The following is a 25,889-nucleotide window of genomic DNA, read 5'->3' as shown; positions in this document are numbered from 1 at the left end:
CGGGATCATGCGCATGTGAGGAAAGTAGGCGAACGCCTCCGTGATCGGCTGTCACCATTCGGCCGCCGGCGCTCAATGCGACGCCGAGCGCGGCCGATACTCCCGTCGTGGCCATCGCGAAGTCTCCCCCCGTTGCCGGCGTCCGCCGCAGGATGAGCGAGTGGACGCGCCGTTCCGCCGACCGTTTCGGACTGGAAGACGCGTCCACCCTCGATCAATGGCGTGGACGCATCCTCGCCGCGCTCCTGGGCGGGGCGCTTCTGCTGGGGGCGCCCACGCTCCTTTTCGCCATCTACGTGCTGGGAAGGCGCGGGCTCTGGTCGATCGTCGCCGTCGATCTCGTCGCTTACGGGCTCACATTCTGGACGCTGGGCAGCCGCGCCCTGCCGTATCGCACCCGGGCGTGGATGCTGATCGTCTCGCTCTTCACGATCGGCGCCCTCACGCTCACCCTGGCGGGATTCCGGACCGCCGGGCCGGTCTGGCTCAGCATGGCCGCGCTCTCGGCCGGTCTTCTACTGGGGGTGCGCTCCGGCGTCGGCGTGGTCATCGCGAACATTGTCGCCTTTGCCGCAATCGGCGTGGGCATCGGACGTGGGCAGGTGGTGTGGGCCATCGGGATTGATGATGCGCTCTCGCTCTGGACATTGTCGGCGTTGAATACGGCGATGCTCGGCCTCATGGCGACCGTCTCGGTAGGCGTGCTGGTCTCCGGGCTCGAGCGCGAGGCCGAAGCGCGACTCAAGGCGGAGGCCGAGCGCCGTCGCGGCCAACATCTCGAGGCGCTGGGGACGCTCGCCGGAGGGATCGCCCACGACGTCAACAACCTCCTCACGCCGATCCTCGCCAACGTGGAGCTGCTCGCCGATTCGTCGGACGACGAGTCGCGCGAGCTGCTGGACGACATCCGCGCATCCGCCGAGCGCGGGCGCGACCTCGTCAAGCGCCTGCTGATGCTGCGAAAGGGCGAGGTGGCGATCCATGAGACCGGGGACCTGGGCGCCGTGGTGCGCGAGGTCGCGCGCCTCGTGCGCGCCCGGGCCGACGCGCGCGTGCGCATCGAGCTGCGGCTGACGGCGCTCCCCCTCGTGCACGCGTCGTCCGCCGAACTGCACCAGATCGTGATGAACCTGGCGATCAACAGCGTACAGGCGATGTCGTCCGGCGGGGTAGTCGTGATTGAGGCGGAGCGGGTGATGCGGGACGGTCTCCCCTTCGTGCGTTTGCGCGTGCGCGACAACGGCGACGGCATGAGCCCCGACACGCTGGCGCGCGTCTTCGAACCCTTCTTCACGACCAAGGCGGCGCAGGAGGGCACGGGGCTCGGGCTCCCGACGGTGCGCAACCTCATCTTGGCGTTAGGCGGGTCGATCGACATCGACAGTGCGTGCGGCATCGGGACGGTCGTGACGGTGATGATCCCGGCATCGCGCGCGGAGGCGATCGAAGGCGCAGACGGCCCCAGGCCGCAGGTGCCATCCGCGCCCCGGCGGCCCACCCCGACCTCGGCCACCGGGCCCGACGCCCGCGACCGAGTGGCACCGCGCACCATCCTCCTCGTCGACGACGAACCGGTGGTGCTGGAGACGGCGCGTCGCGTGGTCGCCGCGCTCGGGCACCAGGCGGTGGCGGTGTCGTCGGCCGCCGCCGCAGAGGCGTGGTTCGCCGAGCACGCCGACGACTGCGCCCTCGTCATCACCGACTATCGCATGCCGGGGCGTACCGGGACGCAGATGATCGCCGCCCTGCGCCGCCTGCGCGAGCATCTCCCCGCCGTCGTCGTCAGCGGCTTCGTGGCCGAGGCCGCGCGCGACGTGCGGTCACTTGGGGTGAAGACCGCGCTGCTCTCCAAGCCGTACGGCATGGCCGACCTCAAGTCGGCGATCGACGACGCCTGCCCGCGCATCGCGGCGCGAGGCTAGCGCGGCGGTCGTCACCTCTGGTGCCCGCGTCAGGTCATCGACATCTGCATCCCCACCAGCAGCCGCTCGCCGTCGATCTCCAACAGGAGGAAGGTCGAGTAGGCGTAGAATGCCTGCCGGGCCGCGTCCGCGGGGCGCGCGATCTGTCCCAGTTTCTCCACGTTGAGGAGGACGAACGGGCCGCGCCGAGTGAGCGCCATCGAGTGCGCGACGAAGCCCTGGGTCACCGGGAGCGCTTTCAGCTCCGCGCGTGACATCAGGCGGAATGCAGCGCGCCACCGCATGGGGAGCCCGTCGGGCCAGTCCTCTGCCACCAGGATCGGTGGGAGGGTGTCGCGAGGTGCCGCGAGGTTGCGTCCCCGCAGCAGCCGCTTGCCGGAAGCGGCGGCCTTGGCGCTGTCGGTGACCTGTTCGGGCGTTCGCCAGCGCGGCGCTCCCGTGGCGAGTTGCTCGAGGGCGCCGTCGAGGAGGGAATCGCGCAGGGCGCGCGACATCTCCGTCTCCGGCCATCGACGTTCCGCCGGCGGCATCGGGCGGGTTGCCAGCATGGCCTCCGTGGTGGCCAGTTGTTGCAGCAGACGGGAGCCGCTGCGGAACCAGTCGCGCAGCGTGTCCTCCGGCACCGGTGTCGGTCGCAGGTTGTTCCAGACCGTGCCGAGGACGAAGCGTGCGGAGTCGCTCGCGGCTGCGCCAAACGCCGCCTGCAGCTCTCGATCGAAGTCCCGCCCGGTGACCAGGGCGTGCATGCGGAGGGCGTGTTCGTGACCGCTCTCGAAGCGCAGGGGGAGTTCGGCGAGGACCGGGCGCGGAAGACCGGCGGGCCTTAGGTCGAGCTGCGTGGTCACCCCGCCGTGCATCCACCTCAACCAGTCGCGCCAATCGCCGTCCGGTGCGGGGACACGTGGTTTGGTCGAGGCATCCCACCAGGCGCCGACGCCGTCCGCCAGGTACAACGCCCTGGCGAAGAAGGTCGGCTGCTCCACGGCGTGACGACGAACCCGGGCGACATGGGCGCGTGGCGCGCGCGAGAACTGCAGGAGCAACGCGAGATCACGCGCCAACGGTTCGCGGGATCGCCCTCCTCGCTCGGCCAGCAGGTCGCAGGCCTCGGGGTCGCAGGGCCACGTCGATGTGTCGCGCAGCGCGAGCGGACGGTGCACGAGCGTCTCGGTCAGCGGCTCGGTGAGCGTCGATCGTCGGATCCCCCAGTCCCACAGCCGTTGCGGATCCTCCAGCCAGTCGAGGAGCCGACGGGCGTCGGCCAGCGAGTAGCGCCGCTCGAATGCGAGCGGCGTCGCGCCCAGCTTCGCGAGTAGCTGTGCGGTGTCGCCAGCGGCCACGGCGCGCTCCCGCATGCGCACCTCGAGCCCTGGGCTCCATGAGGCCCACGGGAGGGCAGCCGTGATGCTGTCGCGCAACGGCACATGCGACGAGGCGGCGAAGACCCTCTCGAGGGAGTCGAGCAGCGCCGTGTCGCGCGCCGCGAGTCGCACCTGCCAGGCGTCCTTCGGTTGCCGCACCGGCCCGGAGTAGCGGAGGTTGCGCTCGCGGAACCGTGCGTCGCGCATGCGAACGTACTCGTCGGGGGCAAAGCCCTTCCACGTGCGAATGCGTTCGAAGTGCGCCGACGTGCTGACGGCGGGGCGCCCGGGCTCCTGGAGTCGTGCCGTCCCGGACCAGCGCGTGGAGTCGCGACGCCACGCCGGGAGCTGCAACGCCACATCCTGCACGTAGCGCCCCATGATCGTCCCCGTGGCCTCTTGCCGCACGATCGGGTTGGACTCGCGATCGTCGTCCGGGATCTCGGACTGCGCCCGATACCGCACCGCGGCGCTGTCGCGCACCAGCCACCGCACGCGTCCGTTGGCACTGGAGTCGGCCTCCAACCAGCTTGTGCGGATCCCCGTGACCTCCTGCCACATCCCGTCGATCTCGGCGCGCGCGCGGATGGTGTCGCGCCACGTGGCACCTGGCGTCAGCGATGTCGGGTGGAACGACGGGGCGAGGTCCCACAGATTCTCGTCCGGAAGCGAGAGCCCGACCGTCTGCGCCGGATTGGCGAGGACGCGCCAGAGGAAGCTGATGCGCATCTCCTTCGGGGTACGCCCTGGTTGGGGCCGGTCGTTCTCCACTAGTGGCACCACGGCGCGCTGCGGTGCCGCGGTGGCCGGGATGACGAGACGTCCTGCTCCCTTGGCGTATCGCGGGTCGCCCTGCCGGAGGAAGACGGTGCGCGCTCCCGTCCCGGCGTCAGGCAGGACGGAATCGATCGTGATGATGAAGTCCCGCGTGACGAAGGGGACGGCGGGGGGAAAGCTGCGGGCGTGCAGCCAGCGTTCGCTCGCTGTGAACTCGATCACGTACTGATGCGGCGGCGCGTCCGAGGCGTTGGGTCCCCGCTGCGCATGCACGACGACGGCGGAAAACGCGCTCAGGATGACGAGCGCGCCACGCGTCACGAACCGCGGCAGCGATTCTGGGCGCATCGCGCGACAACGACGAACGAGGCGAAGGCGTCGTACGATATCGTGCATCTGGCGACGGGTGCGGGATGCCGTGGAGTACCCGCGCCAATATCCCGGGCTCCCTCGTGACGAGCCAGTCCGCGAATCCCTGTTGTAACGTGTTAGGATCCCAGGCGACCTCGGCCGCCGATTCGTGGGGCGAACGGGGCAGTGCGTCGCCGACGGGCGACCGGGATGCTACGCGGCTAGCCCCCCCACAGCGTCCGCACCGCGTCGGCCGGCACGGTCTGCTGCAGCTCGGTTGGGTGCACGCCAAACCACGACGTCACCAGCAGCAGCTCGTCGATCTCGTGCGCGGGCACCGTGGCAACCGTCCCTGGTGGTCCGTTGCCGAACGTCCGCTCGCACCCCTCGCGCAAACTCTCCCACTCCGCCGGCGAGCGCGGGGCAGGGAACTCCCCCCGCACGACGCCGCGACGGATGAGGTAGAACCGATCCTCACCCTCGTGCCCCGGGACGATGTAGGCAAACGTCAACGATTCCACGGCGAACCGGAGCCGCAGGAACTGCTCGCGCAGCGACTCCAGGCGTTGCAGCTTGTCGCGCAACACGGCGGCGCGCTCGTACGCCAGGAAATCGCTCGCCTCCTGCATCGCGTCGCGCAGGCGTTCGATCGGCTCGTTGTGCGCCCCTTCCAGGAAGGTGCGCGCCTGCCGCACGCGCTCCTCGTAGACGTCGGCACGCACCGCGGCGATACACGGCCCCAGGCACGTCCCGATCTCGTGCCGGATGCACCCCGGCGTTCGCGGCGGAAGGGGGAGGAGCTCCGACTGGTCGGCGAACTGCATGCGACTGTCGAGGGTGCAATCGCGCAGCCCCAGCGCGTCGCCCAACTCGCGCAGCGCGTCGCGCAGGCGATCGGCGCCGACAAACGGTCCATAGTAGACGCCCCCGCGCTCGCCCGCCCCGGAACCGCGCACCACCGTGAGCCGAGGAGCGACGCCGCCCGCCACGCGTACGAAGGCGTAGTGCCGAGCGTCGCGCTTCATCGCCACGTTGAAGCGCGGGCGCAGCCGCTTGATCAGCCGAAGCTCCTCCAGCAGCGCGGCAAACTCGCTGGGGACGTAGCTCCACTCGATCGCCACCGCGTCGCGCACGATGCGCGCTCCCTTGTCCCGCGGGTACTCGGCGCGAAAGTAGCTCATCAGGCGTGTGCGCAGCTTCTTGCTCTTCCCCACGTACACCACCTCGCCCCCCTCCCCGAGCATGCGGTACACGCCCGGGCGATCGGTGGCGGTCGCCCGCACGTGCTCGCGCAGTTCGGCCAGACGCTTGGCGTCGGCCTTTCGCTGCGGCGCCGTCAGCGCTGGCATCGGTGGCAGAACACGGTGGAGCGTCCGTCGATGGCGTGCGTCTCGGTGAGCGTCGTCCCGCACCGCGCGCAGCGCTGGCCCCCGCGCCCGTAGGCCAGCAGCTGTGCGGCAAACCCACCCTCGCGGTTGGACGGGTCGCGGTAGTCGCGAAAGGTCGTCCCCCGCGCCTGAATGGACGCGGCCAAGGTCGTCGTCAGCGCCGAATGCAGGCGCTGCACCTCGTCGGGCGAGAGTGATCTGGCCTCGCGCGACGGATCGATCCCCGCGCGCCAGAGCCCCTCGTTCGCGTAGATGTTGCCGACTCCCGCCAGAACCCGCTGGTCCATCAATACCTTCTTGATCGCCGCTCGTGATCCCCGAAGAAGCACCGATAATCGGTCCGCGCTGAAGCCCGGGTCAAGGGGCTCGTCTCCCAGCGCGGCTTCGTAGGCAGCAAGCGTGGCATCGTCGGCGAGCGTCACCGTCCCCAGTCGCCGAACGTCGCGATACCAGAAGCAACCGCCGTCGGCGAGCCGCCAGATGATCGCCGCATACTCGTCGCCCGGAGCATCCACAGGCGAAGTGGCGGTACCGTCCGTGCTCCCGGCCACATCCAGCGCCGCATCTGGAGACACCAGCCCCCCGTCGCGTACGAGGACAGCCCCGGTGAATCGGGGCGTCACGAGCAGGTGCCAGTCGCCCGACATCGAAATCACCGCCGTCTTGGCGCGACGCCAGACGCGGACGACGCTCAATCCTGTGCACGTCGACCCAAGCTGCTCCGCGTCGGCGAGCCGGAGCACATCCGCGCGCTTGACCTCGACCGCAACGATCGTACGCCCCGCCAATCGCGCGTGAAGCTCGCGCGCGATCGTCTCGACCTCAGGAAGCTCCGGCACGGCGGGCCAGCTCTCGCCACCCGATATCTCGGCGGAGCACCTTGTCGGGGAACTGGATCGATTCGGCGCCGGCCAGGCTCAGTCGCTGCGCCTCTTCGAACGAAGGCGCCACCGCGGTGACCGCGAAAACGCGCCCCCCCGCCGTCACCAGCGTCCCGTCTGCTCGGCGCTTGGTCCCCGCGTGGAAGACGTGAACGCCCGGAATCTCCTGAGGGAGCACGATCGGTGCTCCCGTGAAGGGCGTCTCAGGGTACCCGGGTGAGGCGACCACGGTGGTCACCGCTGCGCCATCTCGAATCGCCGGCTCGGGGACGCCCCGCAGCCCCCCTTCGACCGCGGCTCCCATCATGAGCTCGAGCAGATCGCCCTCGAGCAGGGGGAGGACCACCTGCGTCTCGGGATCGCCGAAGCGGCAGTTGAACTCGACCACCCGGGGGCCCTCATCGGTGAGCATCAGCCCCACGTACAACAGCCCTCGAAACGGCGACTCGCGTCGACGCATTTCGGCCAGAGTCGGGGTCACGATATGCTCCCGCGTGAACTGGAGCACGGCGTCAGTTGCCACCGCCACGGGCGCGTAGGCTCCCATCCCTCCGGTATTGGGACCGGCGTCGCCATCGAGCAGGCGCTTGTGGTCCTGGGCCCCCGGCAGGAGTACGAAGTGCTCCCCATCGGTCACCGCGAAGACCGACAGCTCCTCACCCGCCATGAACTCCTCGACGAGCACCTCCGCCCCCGCCTCGCCGTACGCCCCCTGGAACATCCGGTCGATGGCCAGCTCGGCTTCGTCGAGCGTGAGGGCTACGACGACCCCCTTTCCGGCCGCCAGTCCGCACGCCTTGATCACCACGGGAGCACCGCGCATGCGCACGGCGAGCTTGGCAGAAGGCGCGTCGGTATGCCAGGATGCTCCGGCCGTCGGCACCCCGGCCGCGAACATGACCTCCTTTGCGAATCGCTTCGACGCTTCCAGCTCGGCCGCCGCCTTGGACGGGCCAAAGACGCGGAAGCCCGCGTCTCTCAGCGCGTCACTCACCCCTGCGGCCAGCGGGGCCTCGGGCCCCACCACGACCAGATCGGGGTGCTCGGCATTCGCCAACGCGACAACGGCCGCCGCGTCGGTCGGGGAGACCGGGATGCAACGGCCGAGCGAGGCGATACCAGGGTTACCGGGGGCAGAGACCAGGTCGAGCGACGGATCATCCTGCGAGAGCTTCCATGCGATGGCGTGCTCGCGCCCGCCGCTTCCCAGGAGGAGAATCTTCACGGCCCAGAGGATCCCTTGAATGCGCTGTTGAAGGCATCGCGCGCGCGATCGAAGACCCCGTTGAGCGAGTCCATCGCCCCGCGCGCCTGCTCCCCATAATAACCGACCGCATCTTCGATGTCCGAGGAGAGCGGTGGCGTCGTCGCATCGCTCCGGCGTCGGTAGTCCCCGCGGAGGATCTTGTCGTACTCGCCCGACGCGACCCAGCGCTGCAGCTCGGCCGCGCGCACGGTGCCGAAGGGGTGCGTGCGGAACGCCGTGTTGATCACCTGCCAGACCTTGTCGGCGAACTCGTTCTGCCCCTCGTAGTGCGAGGCCTGCTCGAGGAAGGCGTCGACGGAGAGCGTGTCGTCGAGCTCCTTGCCCCCCGCCATCTTCATGAAGGTGCTGGCCGTGACCCGAATGTCCTGCGTGGTGAGCAACCCCGCGCGGTCGGCCGAGAACTCCGCCTTGCGGTACCACTCCATGAGGGCGAGCTGGAAGGGGAGCAGGGCGATCCCCGCGAGGAACGGGAGGTTGTTGAGCCCGAGCGTCAGGATGATGATCGCGATCGTGGTGTACGTCGTGTGCCCGGACATGATGTGCCCGAGTTCGTGCCCGAGGATGTCGCGACGCTCCTCATCGTTGAGCAGCTCCATCATCCCCGAGTTGAGCACGATGAACGGCTTGTCGAACCCCACAGCGGCGGCGTTGACCAACGGGGTCTGGGTGACGTAGAGCTCCGGGACCTCCTTCCAGTCCAGGGTGGCCAGCACCTCCTGGTACTGCGCCCAGAGCTTCGGCCGCTGGTTGGGGCCGACCCGCACCGCATTGGCCAGGAAGAGCTGCCGAACGCCGCGCTCCCCGAAGAAGGACGCCACCTTCCGCACCACCTGGTCGAAGCCCGGGATGGCGCGCAGCGCGTTGAGGGCGGCGCGGTCGGCGGGATGTTCCCAGGCGGCGGACGAGATGTCGGTGAGTACGATGCGCTCGGCCATGGCTGCTCTCGAGACGGGAGAGAGGAGAATGCGTGTCCCAGCGAACGCCGGGGGGAGACGGGAGCTCGGACGAGACGCTCTCGTCTGCTGTGTGCTCTTTCTACGGCGGGGGAGCGGCGAAAGTGTCGCGCCCCCGCCTGGGGCTACCCTAGGCGACGCCCTCGAAGGCGTGGTCGATGTCGGCCATCAGGTCGTGGACGTCCTCGACGCCGACGCTGAAGCGCACGAGTCCGTCGCTGATCCCCAGTCGCGCGCGCCGCTCCGGGGGGACCGAGGCGTGCGTCATCGAGGCCGGGTGGCAGACGAGGCTCTCCACGCCGCCCAGCGACTCGGCGAGGGTGAAGAGGTGCAGGCGGTTGACCACCTGCGCGGCCGCCTCACGCGTCCCGAGGTCGATCGAGATCATCCCGCCAAAGCCCGACATCTGGCGCGCGGCCAGGGCGTGGTGCGGGTGCGAGGCGAGCCCCGGGTAGAAGACGCGCTCGTCGCCCAGGCGCTGGGCCAGCCAGTCGGCGATGCGCCGTCCATTGGCGTCGTGGGCGGCCATCCGCAGGTGCAACGTCTTGGTCCCGCGCAGGACGAGCCAGGCGTCGAAGGGTCCGGGGACGGCGCCGGCGGCGTTGAGGATGAACTGGAGGCGGGTGGCCAGGTCGTCGTCGTTGACCACCGCACAGCCGCCCACCATGTCGCTGTGGCCGTTTAGGTACTTGGTGGTGGAGTGGAAGACGATGTGCGCCCCGTGCTCCAGCGGACGCTGGAAGACGGGGGTGGCAAAGGTGTTGTCGACGATGAACAGCGCCCCGTGCCGCCGGGCGATCGCTCCGACGGCGGCCAGGTCGGTGATCCACATGAGCGGGTTGGTTGGCGTCTCGACGACGACCGCCTTCACGTCCGGGGTCATCGCGTCTTCCACCCGCTGGGGATCGCGGGTGTCGACGTACGTGAACTGCAGCCCGTAGTTCACGAGGATCCGGTCGAACAGGCGCGGCGTGCCGCCGTACATGTTGTCGGCACAGAGGATCCGGTCGCCGGATTTGAACAGCTTCATGATTGAGTCGATCGTTCCCATCCCGCTGGCGAAGGCGAAGCCATGTGTGCCACCTTCCAGCGACGCGATGTTGCGCTCCAGCGCTTCGCGCGTGGGGTTCTTGCCGCGAGCGTACTCGTACCCCTTGTTGTGACCCAGCGCCTCCTGTGCGTAGGTGGAGGTCTGGTAGATGGGGGTCATGATGGCGCCCGAGGTGGGATCGGGGCGCTGCCCGGCGTGCACGGCGCGAGTGCCGCACGCGAACTTGAGGTCGTCGTCGAAGATGCGCGACATGCGTTTGCAGTTGAGAGGGAAGGGCGAGAAGATACACCCCGAGTCCGTGTGGGGCACGACGTCCCGCGGACGGGTGGTGTTGAACGCACGTGGTGCGGGCGATACTAGGAAGCACTCATGACGCAGACTCCCAATGCGCCGGCTCCGGCGCTCGAAGCGCAGGACTCGCTCCGCTGCCTCGTCGTGGACGACGAACCGCACCTGCGGCGCGTCCTCGTGCGCCTCATGCAGAGCGACGGATTCAACTGTGAGGAGGCCGGGAATGGGGCCGAGGCGCTCGTCTCCCTCGCCCGACGCCCCGTGCACCTGGTCCTCACCGACCTGCACATGCCCGAGCTGGACGGGATCGGACTCTTGCGCGAGATCCGCGCGCACTATCCCGACACGGCGGTCATGCTGATCACCGCCGTCGCCGACGTGAGTACGGCGGTCAATTGCCTCGCGGTGGGGGCGATGGATTACCTCACCAAGCCGTTCCACCTGGAGGAGGTGCGGGCTCGCGTGCGCCAGGCGCTCGAGAAGCGCCGGCTGATCCTCGAGAACCGCGACTACCAGGAGCTGCTCGAGGAGAAGGTCTCGGTGCAGGCGCGCCGTCTCGAGGAGCTCTTCCTCGCCTCGATCCAGTCGCTCGCCGAGGCGCTCGAAGTGAAGGACCCGTACACGCATGGCCACTCGCTGCGGGTCTCCAAGTACTCGACGGTGATCGCCCGCACTCTGGGGCTCGACGCCGACGTCGTCCGGCAGATCGAGCTGGGGGGCAAGGTCCACGACATCGGGAAGATCGGGGTGCGCGAGAGCGTGCTGAACAAGGCCGGGCCGCTCACCGACGAAGAGTACCAGCACATCATGACGCATCCCGTCGTCGGGTGGCGCATCCTGTCGCCGCTCCTGTCCGAGATGCCGATGGCGCTGACGGTCGTGCGTTCGCACCACGAACGGTTCGACGGACGCGGCATCCCCGATGGGCTGGCCGGGCTCGACATCCCGCTGGAGGCCCGCATTGCCGCGGTGGCCGACACCTTCGACGCGATGACGAGCGAGCGCCCGTACCGCCCCGGCGTCCCGCTGCAGGCGACGATCGCGGAGCTACGACGCTGCTCCGGTGCACAGTTCGACCCCGACGTCGTCGATGCCTTCCTGAGCGCGCTGCATTCGGGGGCGATCGACAAGTCGTCGATCGGGGAGGGGAGCCACGCCCCCGGTTTCGTCCCGATGGGGGTGCGTTAGGCGGTCACTGCGCGGCGTCGTGATCGGTGCGGGAGCCCGCCTCGCCGATGACCCAGGCGAGCGAGCCCTCCTCGCCAACGACGTCGGCGCGGTGCAGCAGGACCCCCGTCTCGTGGTACCACTGCTTCGCGAGTGCGGCGTCGAGCGCACCGCCACCGGCAAGGCAGTGTTGGAGCACCGGGGCGTCGAGCGGGCGCCCCCGTCGGGCGAGGGTCTCGAGCATCGACGCGAAGGTTGCGGGTTCGGCGACGAGTCGCGAGACGCCCCCCGCTTCGAGCAGGGCGAGCGCCTCGTCCGGCGCCAGGTCGCGGTGTGCGGTGACGCGCCCCCCGGCGATGAGCGGGGCCAGCGCCCCCACCACGACCCCGAACAGCCGGGAGAAGGAGACCAGCGCAAGCGTGTGGTCGCGCGCCGCCAGCTGCTCGTGTGCCGCGATCGCCCGTACGACGGCGAGGAGGCGCCGGTGTGTGAGCGGCGTGCCGAACGCCTCACGCCATGGATCGCCGGCGTCGGCGACCAGCACTTCCTCGTTGGCCCCCGGCACGTCGGCCTCGCCTTCGAGGCGAAGCCCGCCGTGCAGGGTGAGGTCGACGGGGCGCTCCTCTCCCTCGCGCTGCCACGTCGCCCGCTCGGGGGCCTCGTCGAGCAGCACCCGTGGCATCGCCGCCGGGAGTCGTGCGGCGAGCGACGCGACGGTGAAGACGGCGGCCGAGTCGCCCGAGGCCAGCGCCTGGGCGATGGCCTCGTCGGCGCCCTGCGCGTCGAGCAGGAGCGCGGCGCGACCGTCGCTCGCGGCGAGGGCGACTATGAGCGACGGCGACGGGGGAAGCAGGATGGCCGCGCGACGACCGTGCAGCGCCCGGACGAGAGGGGCGCAGCGTTGCAGGAGTGCCACGCCGGACGCCACCAGGCGTCGCACCGGGACCTCATTCAGCGTGCCGTTCGCGCCGGCGAGCGCGAGCGGTAGAAAGGCGAGCGGATCACTCATGATCGTGGTCGAGCACGGCGGCGAAAAGAATTGACAGGTCGCGCGTCCTTGTGGAGTTCGGTCGGACCGCCGGATGTGCGTGGCGCCGGCGCGATCGTTCTGGGCGGTGACCGCGCGAATCGCGGGGGCGACATGTCCAACGCCACCGAAGGTAACGCTCGAGCCGCCCCGTGTGCGCGCATCGTTAGGTTGTGTGACGCAGATCACGACGTAAGTGCCTTGAATACAACAGCTTCGCCGCTACTTTCCTCCCACACTGCCGGGAGCACTCGATGAGTCTTGAAGGGCTGATGGTCAGCGTGTCGGGCGTGCGTGGGCGCGTCGGCGAGGCGTTGACCCCTGAAATAGCCTGCCAGTTCGCGGCGGCGTTTGGAGCGTTCTCGGTCGGACGCTCGTCGTCGCGGGTCATAATTGTGGGTCGTGACAGTCGGGTTTCGGGCCCGATGTTCCACCGAGCCGTGGTGGCCGCGCTACAGTCGGTCGGCGCCGATGTTCTGGATATCGGAATGGCGCCGACCCCGACCGTCCAGATGGCGGTCGAACACCATCACGCCGCCGGCGGCCTCGCGATCACGGCGAGTCACAATCCGGTCGAGTGGAATGCCCTCAAGTTCATCGGGTCGTCGGGGCTCTTCCTCGACGCCGCCGAGGGAGCCGAGATGCGCGCCTGCATGGAGCGCGGCATTCCACGCGCGACCTGGGACAAGCTCGGAAGTGTCTCGAACGACGAGGCGGCGATCGATCGACACATCGAGGCGATCCTCGCCCTCCCGTTCCTCGACGTAGAAGGCATTCGCCGCCGCGCCTACCACGTGGCGCTCGATACCTGCCACGGCGCGGGGATCACGATGTTCCCCAAGCTGCTCGAGCGCCTGGGGTGCCGCGTGAGCGCGATCAACCTCGAACCGCACGGGCGCTTTCACCGCCCCCCCGAGCCTGTGGCCGAGAACCTGGGCGAGCTCGAGGCGCTCGTGAAGTCGAGCGGCGCCGTCGTCGGCTTTGCCACGGATCCTGACGTCGACCGGCTGGCGCTCGTCTCTGATGCGGGGGTGGCGATCGGTGAGGACTACACCCTCGCGCTCGCCGCGCGCGTCATCCTGCGACAGAAGCGCGGCACCGTGGTGACGAACCTCTCGACGTCGCGGATCGTCGCTGACGTGGCGGCGGAGGCGGGGTGCGAGGTGGTGCTGGCCCCGGTCGGTGAAGTCAACGTCGCGGTGAAGATGCGAAGTGTCGGCGCGGTCGTCGGGGGAGAGGGGAACGGCGGTGTCATTCTCCCCGACCTGCACCTGGGGCGGGATGCGCCGCTGGCGGCCGCCCTGATTCTCCAGCTGTTGCACGAATCCAACGGCACGCTGTCTGCAGTCGTGGCATCATACCCGCAGTACCGGATCGTGAAGGACAAGCTCGATCGGCCCAACGTGCCGCTCGACGAGGTGTATGGCTCGCTGCGCCGGAGCTTTGCCGACGCGGTGGTCGACCTGCAGGACGGATTGCGGCTTACGTGGCCCGATCGCTGGGTGCACGTGAGGCCGTCGGGAACCGAGCCGATCGTTCGCGTGATCGCCGAGGCACCGACGGAGGAGGGGGCGAGGGAACTCGTGCGCCGCTGCCGCGCGCCACTGGATGCGCTGTCAGCCTAAATCAATCAAGAGAACTCATGTGCGGAATCGTCGGTTACGTCGGCGCTAAGGTCGCCACTCCACTCCTGCTCGAGGGGCTCAAGCGCCTCGAGTATCGCGGCTATGACTCCGCGGGTGTGGCGATCATGAATGGCACGGGCGTGAAGACCGTGAAGGAAGCAGGAAAGATCGCCAAGCTCGAGTCGCTCCTCGTCGCCTCGCCCGTGGCAGGGACGACGGGGATCGCGCATACGCGATGGGCGACCCACGGGCCGCCGAACCAGAAGAATGCGCACCCGCACATGAGCCAGGACGGCTCCATCGCGGTGGTGCATAACGGGATCATCGAGAACGCGACCGTCCTCAAGCAGATGCTCGAGGGGCGCGGCTACGTCTTCACGTCGGATACCGACACCGAGGTGCTCGCGCACCTGATCGAGGAGTGCTTCGACGGCAACCTCGAGGATGCGGTGCTCGAGGCGCTGTGGCAGGTGGAGGGGACGTACGGGATCGCCGTGATCTCGTCGGTCGACTCGCACAAGATCGTTGCCGCGCGCAAGGGGAGCCCGCTCCTCCTCGGGCTCGGCGAGAACGAGAACTTCATCGCCTCCGACGTGTCGGCGATCCTCGCGCACACGCGCCAGGTCGTCTACCTCGAGGACGGCGAGATGGCGGTGATCGACGACGCCGGCTATCGCGTCATCGACATGAACGCCATCGAGATCCACAAGAAGGTCGCGCACATCGACTGGGACCTCGCGCAGATCGAGCGCGGTGGCTACGCGCACTTCATGCTCAAGGAGATCTTCGAGCAGCCGAAGACGGTCGAGAACACGATGCGCGGTCGCCTGCTCGACGAGGAAGGGACGTCGAAGCTCGGTGGGCTCAACCTCACCGACGAAGAGCTCCTCTCCTTCACCAACATCGTCATCACCGCCTGCGGGACGTCGTGGCACTCGGCGCTCATCGGCGAGCACATGCTCGAAGAGCTGGCGCGCATCCCGGTCGAGGTCGAGTACGCGTCGGAATTCCGCTACCGCAACCCCATCGTCGACAGCAAGACGCTGTGCATCGTCATCTCGCAGTCGGGCGAAACGGCCGACACGCTGGCGGCGATGCGCGAGGCCAAGCGGCGCGGTGCGCGCACGTTAGGCCTGGTGAACGTCGTGGGCTCGACGATCGCGCGTGAGGCGGACGGTGGCGTGTACCTGCACGCCGGCCCCGAAATCGGTGTCGCGTCGACCAAGGCGTTCACCTCGCAGGTCATCGCCCTCCTGCTGTTCACGCTCAAGCTCGGCCGCCTGCGTGGCGCGCTGTCGCAGGAGCGCGGGGCGGAGATCATCGCCGGGATGCGCCAGCTGCCCGCGCAGATCCAGCAGGTGCTCGAGCGCGCGCAGGAGATCGAGGACATCGCCGAGGAGTACAAGCGCGCGAGCAATTTCCTCTACCTCGGCCGCGGCTACAACTTCCCCGTGGCGCTCGAAGGGGCGCTCAAGCTCAAGGAGATCTCGTACATCCACGCCGAGGGCTATCCGGCGGCCGAGATGAAGCACGGCCCCATCGCCCTGATCGACGAGATGATGCCGGTGGTCTTCGTGGCGCCGCACGATTCGGTCTTCGACAAGATCACGTCCAACGTGCACGAGGTGAAGGCGCGCAAGGGACGCGTGATTGCGGTGACGTCGCGCGACGAGGACGCACTCGTTGGGATGCTCGACTACGAGTTCCGGATCCCCGAGACGGCCGACCTGCTCATGCCGATCCTCGCGTCGGTGCCGTTGCAGCTGCTGGCGTACTACGTCGCGGTCAAGCGCGGCGCCAACGTCGACCAGCCGCGCAACCTGGCCAAGTCGGTCACCGTCGAGTAGCGGACGAGCGAGCGACGGGAGTACCCCGGAAAGTTCTGGGCACCTCGAGCGAAACCGTAGGACGACGAGAGGACGGCAGCCATCGCTGCCGTCCTCTCGCGTTTCGGGGAACCGCAGGCCGTGAGTGGGAACAGTATATTGACAACCTTCGATGTATCAAGTAGCCTATTTCCATGTCGAAGGTCCTCGAAATCGTCGAACGCCAACTGGGCGACCGGTGCTGTGACCGCGAGGCGCGGCCGCGGATTGCGGCGCGTGATGCGGAGCGACTCGCCGAGGACCTGCAGTTGCTCGGACATCCCGTGCGGCTCCAGCTGCTCGACGTGCTGGGACGCAACGAAGGGCGGGTCTGTGTCTGCGACCTCGAGGCCGCCGTCCCGGTGAAGCAGCCCACCGTCTCGCACCACCTGCGCATCCTGCGCGAAGCCGGGCTCGTGGAGTCGGAGAAGGTCGGGCAGTGGATGTTCTATCGCGTGCGTCGTGACCTGATCGGTGCCCTGCGCGACCGCCTGGCGGCGCAGCTCGGATCGCTCGTGTAATCGTCGCCGTTTTTTTTCGAGAGTTATATCGATGAACGTCAATGAAGAGGGGCATGCCGAGTTGGGCGCCGCCGCGCGTCGTCAGGCAGCGCGCGTTGCCGAGGGGAAGGGAGAGCCTGTACCGCAGCTCAAGCCCACCGTCTATCGCCCCACGTACTCGGACCGGACCCTTCCAATTCAGTGCTGCTGATCTGCGCGGGCGCACCGCTCGCGTTCCCCCACGCGCAGACGTCACGCACGCGTCACGCACCTGTCACGCATGCGACGCGTTCCCCGCGCACCGCCCGCTCCCTCACCCGGAGGTGAATCCATGACGACAGACGACTACGCGATCCGCGCCGCCCGCGAGGCAGACCTCCCGACCGTGCGGCAACTGCTGGTCGCCGCCCACCTTCCGACGGACGGTCTCGAGGAGCAGTTCGGCGACGGGTATGCGATCGCCGAAAGCAAGGGCACCGCGATCGGCGCCGAGGGGATCGAGGTCTACGGCGACGCGGGGCTGCTTCGCTCGGCCGTGGTCGACGCGGACTGGCGCGGGCGTGGCGTGGGCGATGCGCTCACGCAGGACCGCCTGCGTTGGGCGGCCGCGCGCGGCTTGCGCGAGGTCTGGCTCCTCACGACGACGGCGGCCGACTACTTCCCGCGGTTTGGCTTTGCACCTGCGGCGCGCGCCGATGCCCCGGCGCACATGCAGAGGTCGCGCGAGTTCGCCGAGGCCTGCCCGGCCTCTGCCATTGCCATGCGACGTCTCCTCGCCTGAGGCATCGATGCCTGACGATTCTACGGCGACGCACGGCGCCGCCTGATCCGGCGGCGATGCAACGCGCTGCACGGTCAGCGGCGCGGCACGGCGCCGCCCTTCTCCATGAGACCACTGCGATGACACAGGACGACAACGCTTGCTGTGCCCCCTCCTGCTGCGGTGGCGACTCCGTGGCGGTCACCCCGATCGGGCGGCGCGTCGGCGCGACCCAGTCGCGTACGGACACCGGAACGTCGGTCGCTGGTGGAACGTCGGCGGCCGCCGGGACGTCGGCGGCCGCCGGAACTTCGGCGGTCGACGACGGTGAGGCCGTGCGCGCGACGGTGCGTGCGACCTACGGTGCCGCGGCGCGCGCCGCGAGCGGGACGGGCGAGTCGTGTGGATGCGGGCCGTCGTGCTGCAGCGGCGACGGCGAGGTGTGGGACCCCATCACCAGCGACCTGTACGACGCGGGGCAGGTCGAGGGGATCCCCGCCGAGGCGCTGCTGGCGTCGTTAGGGTGCGGCAACCCCACCGCGCTCGCCGCCCTCTCGCCTGGCGAGACGGTCCTCGATCTTGGCTCGGGGGGCGGCATCGACGTCCTCCTCTCGGCCCGCCGCGTGGGGCCCACCGGCAAGGCGTACGGCCTCGACATGACCGACGAGATGCTCGCCCTCGCGCACGCCAACCAGGCGCGGGCCGGCGTCACCAACGTCGAGTTCCTCAAGGGAGAGATCGAGCACATCCCGCTCCACGACAACAGCGTCGATGTGATCATCTCCAACTGCGTCATCAACCTCTCGGCCGACAAGCCGCAGGTGCTGCGCGAGGCCTTTCGTGTCCTGCGCCCCGGCGGGCGTTTCGCCGTCTCGGACGTGGTGCTGCGGGGGGAGCTCCCGACCGAGGTGCAGCGGAGCGTGGCGCTCTACACGGGCTGCGTCTCGGGGGCGCTCGAGGAGTCGGCCTACGCGCGCCATCTGGCCGACGCGGGCTTCACCGACATCGGGATCGAGCCGACGCGCATCTACGGCGCCGAGGATGCGCGGGCGCTGATCGAGGGGGCAGGGCTCGACGCGGCGTCGCTGATCCCGGCGGTCGAGGGGAAGGTGATGAGCGCCTTCGTGCGGGGGACCAAGCCCCGTTAGGCTGGCGCCGCGGCGCCTCGCGTGTCACCATTCCCGCTCCTTCAACCCGAACGGGCATGTCCGAGACGCCGCCGCTTTCCCGCCGCCTCGCCGCCGAGGCGCTGGGCACCACCCTCCTCGTGACGGTGGGGACCGGGTGCGTGATGACCAACGTGATCGCCCAAGGGGCCTTGGGGCTGACAGGGATCGCCCTCACCTGGGGGTTCCTCGTCACCGCCCTGATCGCCACGATCGGGGGGATCTCGGGGGCGCACATCAACCCGGCGGTGACGGTCGCGCTGACCGTGACCGGGCAGTTCCCGGCGCGTGAGGCGGGGCCGTACATCGCTGCCCAGTGTGCCGGCGCCTCGCTCGGGTCGCTCATCCTGCTGGCCACGTTAGGCAACGTCTCCAACCTCGGCATGACGCTCCCGACCGTTTCGGTGGGGGCGGCGCTGGCGATCGAGTTCTGGCTCTCGTTCGTCCTCATGGCCACGGTGGTCGGCGCCACGGCCGACGATCGATGGGGAGGCGGAGGGGCCGCGGTCGCGATCGGGATGGCGGTGGCACTCGACGTCCTCATGGGCGGGCCGCTGACGGGGGCATCGATGAACCCCGCACGCTCGTTTGGCCCGGCGCTGATCGGGCAGCGATGGGAGTCGCAGTGGCTGTACTGGGTCGCCCCCATCGCCGGCATGACGAGCGCCGCCGCCGTGCTGCGCTGGCTGCGCGGGCGGTAGGCGCGTGCGAGTCCTGGTCCAGCGCGTCTCGCGTGGGGAGGTGCGCATCATCGACGGCGACGGGACGTCGCGCGTGTCCGGACGCATCGGGAAGGGGTTCGTGCTGCTCGTCGGCTTCACGCACGGCGACAGCGAGGAGCAGCTCAAGTGGATGACGGACAAGGTCGTGGGGCTGCGGGTCTTCACCGACGCCGAGGACAAGATGAACTTGGCGTTAGGCGACGTGCAGGGGAGCCTGCTGGTGGTGTCGCAGTTCACCCTGTACGGCGACGCAGCCAAGGGGCGGCGCCCGTCGTTCATCGACGCCGCGCGCCCCGAGGTCGCCATCCCGCTCTACGAACGCTTTGTCGCCATGCTGCGCGCCACCGGCACCCGGGTGGAGACGGGCGAGTTCGGGGCGACGATGGAGGTCGAACTGGTGAACGACGGCCCGGTCACGATCCCGCTGGAGCGCTGAGGTGACGACCCCTCCGTTGCGCGTGATCCTCGCCTCGCAGTCGCCGAGGCGGCGCGAACTGCTGGCGCAGGTCGGCATCGCCCACGAGGTGTGCCCGGCCGACATCGACGAGTCGTACCTCCCGCACGAACACCCGCCGGCCCACGCCGAGCGGCTGGCGCGCGAGAAGGCGCGTGTGCTGGCGGTGGCGAACCCCGATGCCGTGGTGATCGGCGCCGACACCATCGTGGTCATCGACGACGAGGTGCTGGGCAAGCCGGCGAGCGTGGCCGACGCCGAGCGCATGCTCACCGCGCTGAGCGGGCGCACGCATTGGGTCTACACCGCGGTTGCGGTGGCGCGCGGCGGCGAGGTGGTGTCGGGGGTCGAGGCGGTCGAAGTCACCTTTCGTCCGCTGGGCGCGGCGCAGGTGCGGGACTACGTCGCGACCGGCGAACCGATGGACAAGGCAGGGGCGTACGGCATCCAGGGCTTTGGCGCCGTGCTCGTGGAGCGCATCCACGGCGACTACTTCGCCGTGATGGGGCTCGCGTTAGGTCGACTGGTGGGGTTGCTGCGCGAGGTCGGCGTGGTGTACCACTTTCGCGGGCTCGAGACCGTGCGCTGAGCTCGGCGCGGCCGGGGGGACGACGACGCGGGGGACGGGATCACCAGATCCCGTCCCCCGCGCGTCCTTCACTCGCCTCTCGGGCGCGTCTACTGCGCCTGTGGTGCGCCCGTCAGTTGCCGGGGCGGCGTCCCATACGATCACGCATCTCCGCCAGGTTCTTGTCGTACAGCTTCTGCTGGTCGGCGGTGAGGATGGTGCGGATCTCGTCCTGCTGCTTGGCCATGACCTCGCGGCGCTTGGTCATCGCTTCCTGCGAAGGGGGCTCGCCCGGGGTCATGGGCGGCATTTCCTTGGCGTACTTGGCCTGGATGGAATCGAGCTTCACTTTCTGGGCGTCGTCGAGCGTGATGTCCTTCATCAGCATTTCCATCATGCGGCCGGGGCCGCGCATCCCGCCCGGGGGCGGACCGCCCTGGGCGTGCGCCGCCGACGGGGCGGCAATGGCCAGCACGACGACGGCAACGGCGAGAGAAATCCACGAACGTTTCACAGGTCCTCCACGGAGGGATATTGGCACGGCGCTCGATACGGACAAATGGTGCACCAAGGTTGGACGTGGCAATACCCGGCGATGTTAAGGCTGTGCCCTGCCCAGCGCGTACGTCCGCTGCCAGTGCTCGACCTTGGTCAGGACGTCATCGACCGTGATGAGCGGCATGCGCCCCTGCCGGTTCTCCATGCTGATGGGGTAGTCCTCGCCGGGATTACCGTAGGCGTCGATGAGGAGGTCGTGGTAGGCGCGATACGGCCCCGTGCGCTTGGGGTTGGTGTAGCCCATCAGCGAGATGACCGGTCGCTGCAGCGCCACCGTGATGTGGAGCGGCCCGGTGTCGGGGGCGAGGACGAGCGCCGATCCGTCGAGGATCGAGACGAGTTTTCGCAGCCCGCTCCCCAGCGCCGAGATGGGGCGGTGGCGGGCCTTCGCCATGATGACCGCCTCGGCGGCGAGTTCGCGCTCCGAGCGCCCGCCCACGAGGACCGGCTGCAATCCGTAGTCGGCGTACAGCACGTCGATCACCTGGGCCCACCGTTCGGGGAGCCAGTCCTTCTCCGGCTTGCTGGTGGCCACGACGATGGCGGCCGTGGGGCGATCGATGGGGGCGAAGAACTCGCGCTGCCACGCGCGCTCCGCTTCGGTGGGGCCGAGGTCCCAGACGACCGGCTCGTACGGAATGCCTAACGCCGTCAGGAACTCGAAGTACTGGTCCTGCACGTGCTGTCCCACCGGGAACGAGGGGATGCGATGCGTCGTGAAGAGCCAGTTGAGGTCGCGGGCGCGCGGCTTGTCGAAGCCCAGCTTGACCGGGGCCCGGGTGAACGAGGTGACGAGCCCCGCCTTGAAGTAGACCTGCAGGTTGAGGACGAGGTCGAACGGGCGCTGCGAGAGTTCGCGCTTGACGTCGATGAAGGCGCGACGTCCTCGCGAACGGTCGAAGATCACGATCTCGTCGACGCTGCGATGCCCACGCACCAGTGTGGCGGGTCCCGGCTGCAGCACCCAGGTGATGTGCGCATCCGCCTGGCGGCGCTTGATGGCGTTGATGACGGGGAGGACGTGCACGGCGTCGCCCACCGCGCTCATCATCACGATTCCCACCCGGTCCAGCCTGGCGTCGATCATGCGGTCTTCATGGCAGCGTGGGAAACGGCACGACCGGAGGTCGCTCGGGGGGCTGCGGCCGTCGCCGTCATGGCATGTACGCTTCCATCGCCAGCGCGCGATGGGCGGCCTGCACGGCTTCGTCGCGCACGAGCCGGTCGTGCAGGTCGCGCAGTTCGTCGTCGGTGAAGCCCGTTCCCGTCTGCGTGCGCCATTTCTCGAGCGAGCGCGCCAGTCGCGCGTAGTTGGCCTCGCGCACGTTGGGGTCGCCCGGGGGGACGAAGCGCATGCGGTCGATGTCGAGCACCGCCGGCTGCAATTCGCCCGCATCGTCGGGGACGAGCAGGATGTTCTTCACGTTGAGGTCGGGGTGCCAGGCCCCCGCCTGGGTGAGGGCGCCGAGCAGCGTCGCGACCGGCCCCACCAGACGCTGGCGATCGTTGGGGCCTGTGGCGCTCGACAGCATCGCCCCGAGATCCTCCCCGGGGAGCTCGATGGTCATGACGTCCACGCGACGCAGCACGGCCCCCGCGCGGTACACGGCGTAGGCGGCGATGGGCGGCGTGGGGACGCCGGCGCGTGCGAGCACGAGCGCCGTCACGAGCTCCACGGGGGCGCGCGTGGGGGGGAGGAAGAGGTCGCGCAGCAGCGGGGCCAGCAGGCCGCCGTGGTGCGCGTGCCGCACGACGACCCGTGGTCCGTCCAGCGGGAGCGGGGCGGCATAGACCGGGAGCCGCCCTTGCATCTGGCGGCGATCGGGATGGGCCGCGGCCCAGTGGAACAGCGTCCCGTACTCCAGGGTCGCCTTCACCGGCTCCACCAGCTTGTGGTGGACCACCACGTCGCCCTGGGGGACGTCGAGCCGCACGTAGCCCTGCGGGGCCGGCCGACTCACGACATCACCGGACGGCGCGGAAGACGCGGACGGGCTCCGCCTTGCCGCGCAGCGTCAGCGGGGCGCGGTCGCCTAACGCCTGCGGGCGGGTAAACGCCTCGCGCATCGACTCCGACACCAGGATCTCGCCCCCCTCGGCCCAGGCGCACAGGCGCGAGGCCGTGTTCACCGTGTCGCCGATGATCGTGTACTCCAGGCGGCGCTCCGAGCCGAGGTAGCCGGCGAAGGCCTCGCCGTAGCTCAGCCCGATCCCCACCTGGATCTCCGAGCGCCCCTCGTCGCGCCAGCGCGCGTTGAGGCGGTCGACCTCCTGCATCATGTCGAGCGCCGCCTCCAGCGCGCGATCGGCATCGTCTGGCGCGCTGATCGGCGCCCCCCACTGCGCCATGACGGCGTCGCCGATGAACTTGTCGAGCGTCCCGCCATGGCGAAACACGACGTCGACCATCTCCGAGAAGTACTCGGTGAGGAAGCGCGCCGTCTCGTCAGGCGCCATGCGCGCGGCCAGTTCGGTGAAGCCGCGAATGTCGGCGAAGAGGACCGCCACGGTGCGCCGCTCGCCCCCCAATCCCAGCGCCTCGGGGGCGGCGGCGATGCGCGCGGCGAGGTGCGGGGTGAAGAAGCGCTCGAAGTTGTCGCGGATGCGGGCTTCCTGCCGGCTGCGGTCCGCCGAGCGGATGTTGTCGAGCGCGACCGCGCCGATCCCCGCGAACGCCACGAGGAAATCGAGGTCCTCGTCGCTCACCCGCGACGTCGGCGTTAGGCTGTCGACGTAGAGCACGCCGAGCACGCGCCCCTCGCCGGCGATGAGCGGCGCGCACGCGGCGTTGCGCGCCATGCCGGCGCCGGCCACGCCGCTCGGGGTCGGGCGCGTCGCGTCGGCCGTTACGTCGGAGAGGACCGCCACCTTCTGCGCAATGACCGTGTTGGCCAGCGTCGGCGAGATCTCGCGCGGGGCGTTCTCGCCCCCGCGCGTGCGGGCGATGCGCGGGACGAGCGTCCCCGCGTCGTCGAAGAGCAGGATCGAGACGTGGCCGACGTCGAGCAGTCGAAAGGTGAAGTGCACCATCTTCTCGAGGAGCGACGCGACGTCGATCGTCCGCGTCAGCGCCTTCGAGATTTCCAGCAGCAGGGTGAGCTTGAGCCGATCGCGCTCGGCAGGCGAGACCTGCGCGCGTCCTTCCTCGACCGCCTTCTGCACCCCGCTCGCCCGCAGCGCCAACTCGAGTGCCTGATCGGCGTCGGGGACGGGGATGGACCGGATGATCGTCGTCCCCGCGCGTGCGACCCGACGGACGCTCTCGGCACTGGCGTCGTCGACCAGCATCGGGCTGAGTTCGCGCACCTCGAAGTGCACCTTGCCGAAGACGATGCGCTCGCCGCCGACGAGGCGTGCGGTGCCCACACGGGCTCCCGCGACGAACGTCCCGTTGCTCGACCCCAGGTCGCGCACGGCGACCCCCCCGTGGTCGGCGGTGACTTCGGCGTGCCGGCGCGAGATGGTGGGGTCGAGGACGGGGAGGTCGCTGTTCAGCGCCCGCCCGAGGATCATCGGCATCCCCGGGCGCAGCTCGAACTGGATGTTCCCGTCGGTGCTGACGAGTCGGTACGTCATGACACAGGGGAATATGCCGAGACCGCCGCCCTACGCCTAGCGTGTGGGCTATTTCGTCCGCGCGCTGGCGCCAGCCGCGCGCGCCCGCCCGATGGCGGTCAGCATCGCGCGCGCCTTGCTCTCCGTCTCCTCCCATTCCTTCGCGGCGACCGAATCGGCAACGATTCCGGCGCCGGCCTGCACGTTGGCCACGCCCCCGGCCACCACGCAGGTGCGAATGGTGATGGCCAGGTCCATGCGGGTGTCGCCGGCGGCGATGTAGCCGACCGCCCCGGCGTACGGCCCGCGGCGCTCCGGCTCCAGTTCGTCGATGATCTGCATCGCCCGCACCTTCGGCGCGCCGGTCATCGTCCCCGCGGGGAAGGTGGCGCGAAAGGCGTCGAGCGCCGACAGCCCGGCGCGCAGCCGCCCCTGCACCTCGCTCACCAGGTGCAACACGTGCGAGTAGCGCTCGACCGTCATGAGTTCGGTGACCCGGACGCTACCGTACTCGGCGATGCGCCCCACGTCGTTGCGGCCGAGGTCGACGAGCATCACGTGCTCGGCGCGCTCCTTCTCGTCGGCGGCGAGTTCGGCGGCCATCTCGGCGTCCTCGGCCGGCGTGCGACCGCGCGGGCGCGTCCCCGCGATAGGGCGCACGGTCACCGTCCCGTCGGAGACGCGCACCAGGAGCTCGGGGGACGAGCCCACGAGCTCGACGTCCTCGAGGATGAGGTGGTACATGTACGGCGACGGATTGAGGACGCGCAGGGCGCGGTAGAGCGTGGTGGTGTCGAAGTCGAGCGGGACCTCGATACGGCGTGCCAGGAGCGCCTGGAAGCAGTCGCCGGCGAAGATGTACTCGCGAATGCGCTCGACGTCGCGCTCGAAGTCCTCGCGCGCATACGACGACCGCCCCTCCGCTCGTGGTGCGTCAGGCGGGAAGTGGAGCGCCGAGAGGGGGGAGGGCTCCCGCAGCCGCCGCTCCAGTTCATCCAGCTCGCCTAACGCCTCGTCGTACGCGGCGCGCAGCGCCCCGCTCGCCTCCTCCTCCCTCTCGGTGGGGCTGGCGTTCCCGACCCGCGTCCCTGCGTCCTCCAGGTCGACCGCCACCACCAGGCGCGCCTGCCCCCGCAGGTTGTCGATGACGACCAACGAGCGCGTGAAGACGAAGCAGGCGTCCGGCGCGTCGACCGCCCGGCGCGGGGCGTTGGGGAGCTTCTCGATGGCCCGCACGACGTCGTACGAGAAGAAGCCGACGGCGCCGCCCCAGAACTCGCCGAGTTCGGGGGCGCTGGCCGGGCGCATGTCGCGCACGCGTCGCTGCAGGTCGCCGATGGGATCGTCGACCTCGGTGGCGCCGTGCCAGCCGTCGGTGGGGGTCCACTCTTCGACGGTCCGTCCCGTCAGCCGCCACGCCGCGCGCGGTTCGGTCCCGATGAAGATGTAACGCGACCAGGTCTCCCCGCCGGCCGGGGCCGATTCGAGGAGGAAGGCGAAGGGGCCGCGCCGCAGCTTGGCGAACGCGGAGACCGGGGTGTCGGTATCCAGGAGGATGTCGCGCCACACCGGGACGAGCGTCCCGGTCTGTGCGCGTCGTTCGAAGTCCGCAAAGCTCACGTCACACCACTCCGCTTGCTGGCGCTGAGTGCACCGGCCGATATTCGCCCATCATGACTC

General features: G+C 69.6%; 22 protein-coding genes. 10 read left to right on the top strand and 12 right to left on the bottom strand.

Annotated features, from left to right (window positions below):
* Positions 1-152: 152 nt before the first annotated feature.
* Positions 153-1,922 (top strand): response regulator, encoded by a 1,770-nt coding sequence (locus IPN47_13805; protein MBK9409089.1) that lies wholly within the window; start codon positions 153-155, stop codon positions 1,920-1,922.
* 29 nt (positions 1,923-1,951) lie between these two features.
* Here IPN47_13805 and IPN47_13800 read toward each other — a convergent pair whose 3' ends face one another.
* From IPN47_13800 to IPN47_13775, 6 genes are all read right to left on the bottom strand, one after another.
* Positions 1,952-4,408 carry a hypothetical protein gene (locus tag IPN47_13800; GenBank protein ID MBK9409088.1) on the bottom strand — a complete coding sequence of 819 codons (2,457 nt, stop codon included), beginning with the start codon at positions 4,406-4,408 and terminating at the stop codon, positions 1,952-1,954.
* Between the two features lie 224 nt (positions 4,409-4,632).
* Positions 4,633-5,760, bottom strand: a complete 1,128-nt coding sequence (locus tag IPN47_13795) for a UvrB/UvrC motif-containing protein (protein MBK9409087.1) — start codon at positions 5,758-5,760, stop codon at positions 4,633-4,635.
* Complete coding sequence (mutM, locus tag IPN47_13790) at positions 5,748-6,638, bottom strand: bifunctional DNA-formamidopyrimidine glycosylase/DNA-(apurinic or apyrimidinic site) lyase (protein MBK9409086.1); 891 nt, start codon at positions 6,636-6,638, stop codon at positions 5,748-5,750. Before mutM ends, IPN47_13795 begins: the two co-directional genes overlap by 13 nt.
* Positions 6,622-7,905: a phosphoribosylamine--glycine ligase gene (gene purD, locus IPN47_13785; protein ID MBK9409085.1), complete on the bottom strand. Its 1,284-nt coding sequence runs from the start codon at positions 7,903-7,905 to the stop codon at positions 6,622-6,624. The genes mutM and purD overlap by 17 nt, the downstream gene beginning before the upstream one ends.
* Positions 7,902-8,882: a M48 family metallopeptidase gene (locus IPN47_13780; GenBank protein MBK9409084.1), complete on the bottom strand. Its 981-nt coding sequence runs from the start codon at positions 8,880-8,882 to the stop codon at positions 7,902-7,904. The genes purD and IPN47_13780 overlap by 4 nt, the downstream gene beginning before the upstream one ends.
* A gap of 148 nt (positions 8,883-9,030) precedes the next feature.
* Complete coding sequence (locus IPN47_13775; GenBank protein ID MBK9409083.1) at positions 9,031-10,203, bottom strand: PLP-dependent transferase; 1,173 nt, start codon at positions 10,201-10,203, stop codon at positions 9,031-9,033.
* Between the two features lie 117 nt (positions 10,204-10,320).
* On the opposite strand from IPN47_13775, the gene IPN47_13770 reads away from it, so the two are divergent.
* The gene (locus IPN47_13770; protein ID MBK9409082.1) at positions 10,321-11,430 is read left to right on the top strand and encodes a response regulator; all 1,110 of its coding nucleotides are present in this window, start codon (positions 10,321-10,323) and stop codon (positions 11,428-11,430) included.
* A gap of 4 nt (positions 11,431-11,434) precedes the next feature.
* Here the strand turns inward: IPN47_13770 and IPN47_13765 are convergent, their stop codons facing one another.
* Positions 11,435-12,418 (bottom strand): acyl--CoA ligase, encoded by a 984-nt coding sequence (locus IPN47_13765; protein MBK9409081.1) that lies wholly within the window; start codon positions 12,416-12,418, stop codon positions 11,435-11,437.
* Positions 12,419-12,690: 272 nt separating this feature from the next.
* Here IPN47_13765 and glmM point away from each other — a divergent pair, with 272 nt between their 5' ends.
* From glmM to maf, 8 genes are all read left to right on the top strand, one after another.
* Positions 12,691-14,061 (top strand): phosphoglucosamine mutase, encoded by a 1,371-nt coding sequence (gene glmM / locus IPN47_13760; GenBank protein MBK9409080.1) that lies wholly within the window; start codon positions 12,691-12,693, stop codon positions 14,059-14,061.
* A 17-nt stretch (positions 14,062-14,078) separates the two neighbouring features.
* Positions 14,079-15,908: a glutamine--fructose-6-phosphate transaminase (isomerizing) gene (glmS, locus tag IPN47_13755; GenBank protein ID MBK9409079.1), complete on the top strand. Its 1,830-nt coding sequence runs from the start codon at positions 14,079-14,081 to the stop codon at positions 15,906-15,908.
* A 173-nt stretch (positions 15,909-16,081) separates the two neighbouring features.
* Entirely contained in the window at positions 16,082-16,447 is a 366-nt protein-coding gene (locus IPN47_13750; protein MBK9409078.1) for a winged helix-turn-helix transcriptional regulator, read from the top strand.
* A gap of 310 nt (positions 16,448-16,757) precedes the next feature.
* Positions 16,758-17,207 carry a GNAT family N-acetyltransferase gene (locus IPN47_13745; GenBank protein ID MBK9409077.1) on the top strand — a complete coding sequence of 150 codons (450 nt, stop codon included), beginning with the start codon at positions 16,758-16,760 and terminating at the stop codon, positions 17,205-17,207.
* A gap of 119 nt (positions 17,208-17,326) precedes the next feature.
* The gene (locus IPN47_13740; protein MBK9409076.1) at positions 17,327-18,334 is read left to right on the top strand and encodes an arsenite methyltransferase; all 1,008 of its coding nucleotides are present in this window, start codon (positions 17,327-17,329) and stop codon (positions 18,332-18,334) included.
* A 56-nt stretch (positions 18,335-18,390) separates the two neighbouring features.
* Entirely contained in the window at positions 18,391-19,053 is a 663-nt protein-coding gene (locus IPN47_13735; GenBank protein MBK9409075.1) for an aquaporin, read from the top strand.
* Between the two features lie 4 nt (positions 19,054-19,057).
* Positions 19,058-19,510, top strand: coding sequence for a D-tyrosyl-tRNA(Tyr) deacylase (locus IPN47_13730; protein MBK9409074.1), 453 nt, complete (start codon positions 19,058-19,060; stop codon positions 19,508-19,510).
* A gap of 16 nt (positions 19,511-19,526) precedes the next feature.
* Positions 19,527-20,117, top strand: coding sequence for a septum formation inhibitor Maf (maf, locus tag IPN47_13725; GenBank protein MBK9409073.1), 591 nt, complete (start codon positions 19,527-19,529; stop codon positions 20,115-20,117).
* Between the two features lie 112 nt (positions 20,118-20,229).
* Here maf and IPN47_13720 read toward each other — a convergent pair whose 3' ends face one another.
* From IPN47_13720 to IPN47_13700, 5 genes are all read right to left on the bottom strand, one after another.
* On the bottom strand, positions 20,230-20,610 hold the full coding sequence (locus IPN47_13720; GenBank protein ID MBK9409072.1) for a Spy/CpxP family protein refolding chaperone: 381 nt from the start codon (positions 20,608-20,610) through the stop codon (positions 20,230-20,232).
* A gap of 84 nt (positions 20,611-20,694) precedes the next feature.
* Positions 20,695-21,741, bottom strand: coding sequence for a glycosyltransferase family 9 protein (locus IPN47_13715; protein MBK9409071.1), 1,047 nt, complete (start codon positions 21,739-21,741; stop codon positions 20,695-20,697).
* 67 nt (positions 21,742-21,808) lie between these two features.
* Entirely contained in the window at positions 21,809-22,615 is an 807-nt protein-coding gene (locus IPN47_13710; protein MBK9409070.1) for a hypothetical protein, read from the bottom strand.
* Between the two features lie 4 nt (positions 22,616-22,619).
* The gene (locus IPN47_13705; GenBank protein MBK9409069.1) at positions 22,620-24,230 is read right to left on the bottom strand and encodes an FHA domain-containing protein; all 1,611 of its coding nucleotides are present in this window, start codon (positions 24,228-24,230) and stop codon (positions 22,620-22,622) included.
* Positions 24,231-24,278: 48 nt separating this feature from the next.
* A complete protein-coding gene (locus IPN47_13700; protein ID MBK9409068.1) occupies positions 24,279-25,829 on the bottom strand; it encodes a chorismate-binding protein in 1,551 nt (516 codons plus the stop codon).
* Between the last annotated feature and the right edge of the window lie 60 nt (positions 25,830-25,889).

Source organism: Gemmatimonadota bacterium, assembly GCA_016719105.1.
Taxonomy (GTDB): Bacteria; Gemmatimonadota; Gemmatimonadetes; order Gemmatimonadales; family Gemmatimonadaceae; genus SCN-70-22.
Note: the sequence above shows the minus strand (reverse complement) of the source record. Positions and strands in the feature narration are given on the sequence as shown.

Coding starts and splice junctions, on each gene's coding strand:
- IPN47_13770 (MBK9409082.1), top strand. CDS start 10,321: ATGACGCAGACTCCCAATGCGCCGGCTCCGGCGCTCGAAGCGCAGGAC.
- IPN47_13780 (MBK9409084.1), bottom strand. CDS start 8,882: ATGGCCGAGCGCATCGTACTCACCGACATCTCGTCCGCCGCCTGGGAA.
- IPN47_13795 (MBK9409087.1), bottom strand. CDS start 5,760: ATGCCAGCGCTGACGGCGCCGCAGCGAAAGGCCGACGCCAAGCGTCTG.
- IPN47_13765 (MBK9409081.1), bottom strand. CDS start 12,418: ATGAGTGATCCGCTCGCCTTTCTACCGCTCGCGCTCGCCGGCGCGAAC.
- IPN47_13800 (MBK9409088.1), bottom strand. CDS start 4,408: ATGCGCCCAGAATCGCTGCCGCGGTTCGTGACGCGTGGCGCGCTCGTC.
- IPN47_13805 (MBK9409089.1), top strand. CDS start 153: ATGAGCGAGTGGACGCGCCGTTCCGCCGACCGTTTCGGACTGGAAGAC.
- IPN47_13705 (MBK9409069.1), bottom strand. CDS start 24,230: ATGACGTACCGACTCGTCAGCACCGACGGGAACATCCAGTTCGAGCTG.
- glmS (MBK9409079.1), top strand. CDS start 14,079: ATGTGCGGAATCGTCGGTTACGTCGGCGCTAAGGTCGCCACTCCACTC.
- IPN47_13715 (MBK9409071.1), bottom strand. CDS start 21,741: ATGATCGACGCCAGGCTGGACCGGGTGGGAATCGTGATGATGAGCGCG.
- IPN47_13750 (MBK9409078.1), top strand. CDS start 16,082: ATGTCGAAGGTCCTCGAAATCGTCGAACGCCAACTGGGCGACCGGTGC.
- IPN47_13735 (MBK9409075.1), top strand. CDS start 18,391: ATGTCCGAGACGCCGCCGCTTTCCCGCCGCCTCGCCGCCGAGGCGCTG.
- glmM (MBK9409080.1), top strand. CDS start 12,691: ATGAGTCTTGAAGGGCTGATGGTCAGCGTGTCGGGCGTGCGTGGGCGC.
- IPN47_13740 (MBK9409076.1), top strand. CDS start 17,327: ATGACACAGGACGACAACGCTTGCTGTGCCCCCTCCTGCTGCGGTGGC.
- IPN47_13745 (MBK9409077.1), top strand. CDS start 16,758: ATGACGACAGACGACTACGCGATCCGCGCCGCCCGCGAGGCAGACCTC.
- IPN47_13775 (MBK9409083.1), bottom strand. CDS start 10,203: ATGTCGCGCATCTTCGACGACGACCTCAAGTTCGCGTGCGGCACTCGC.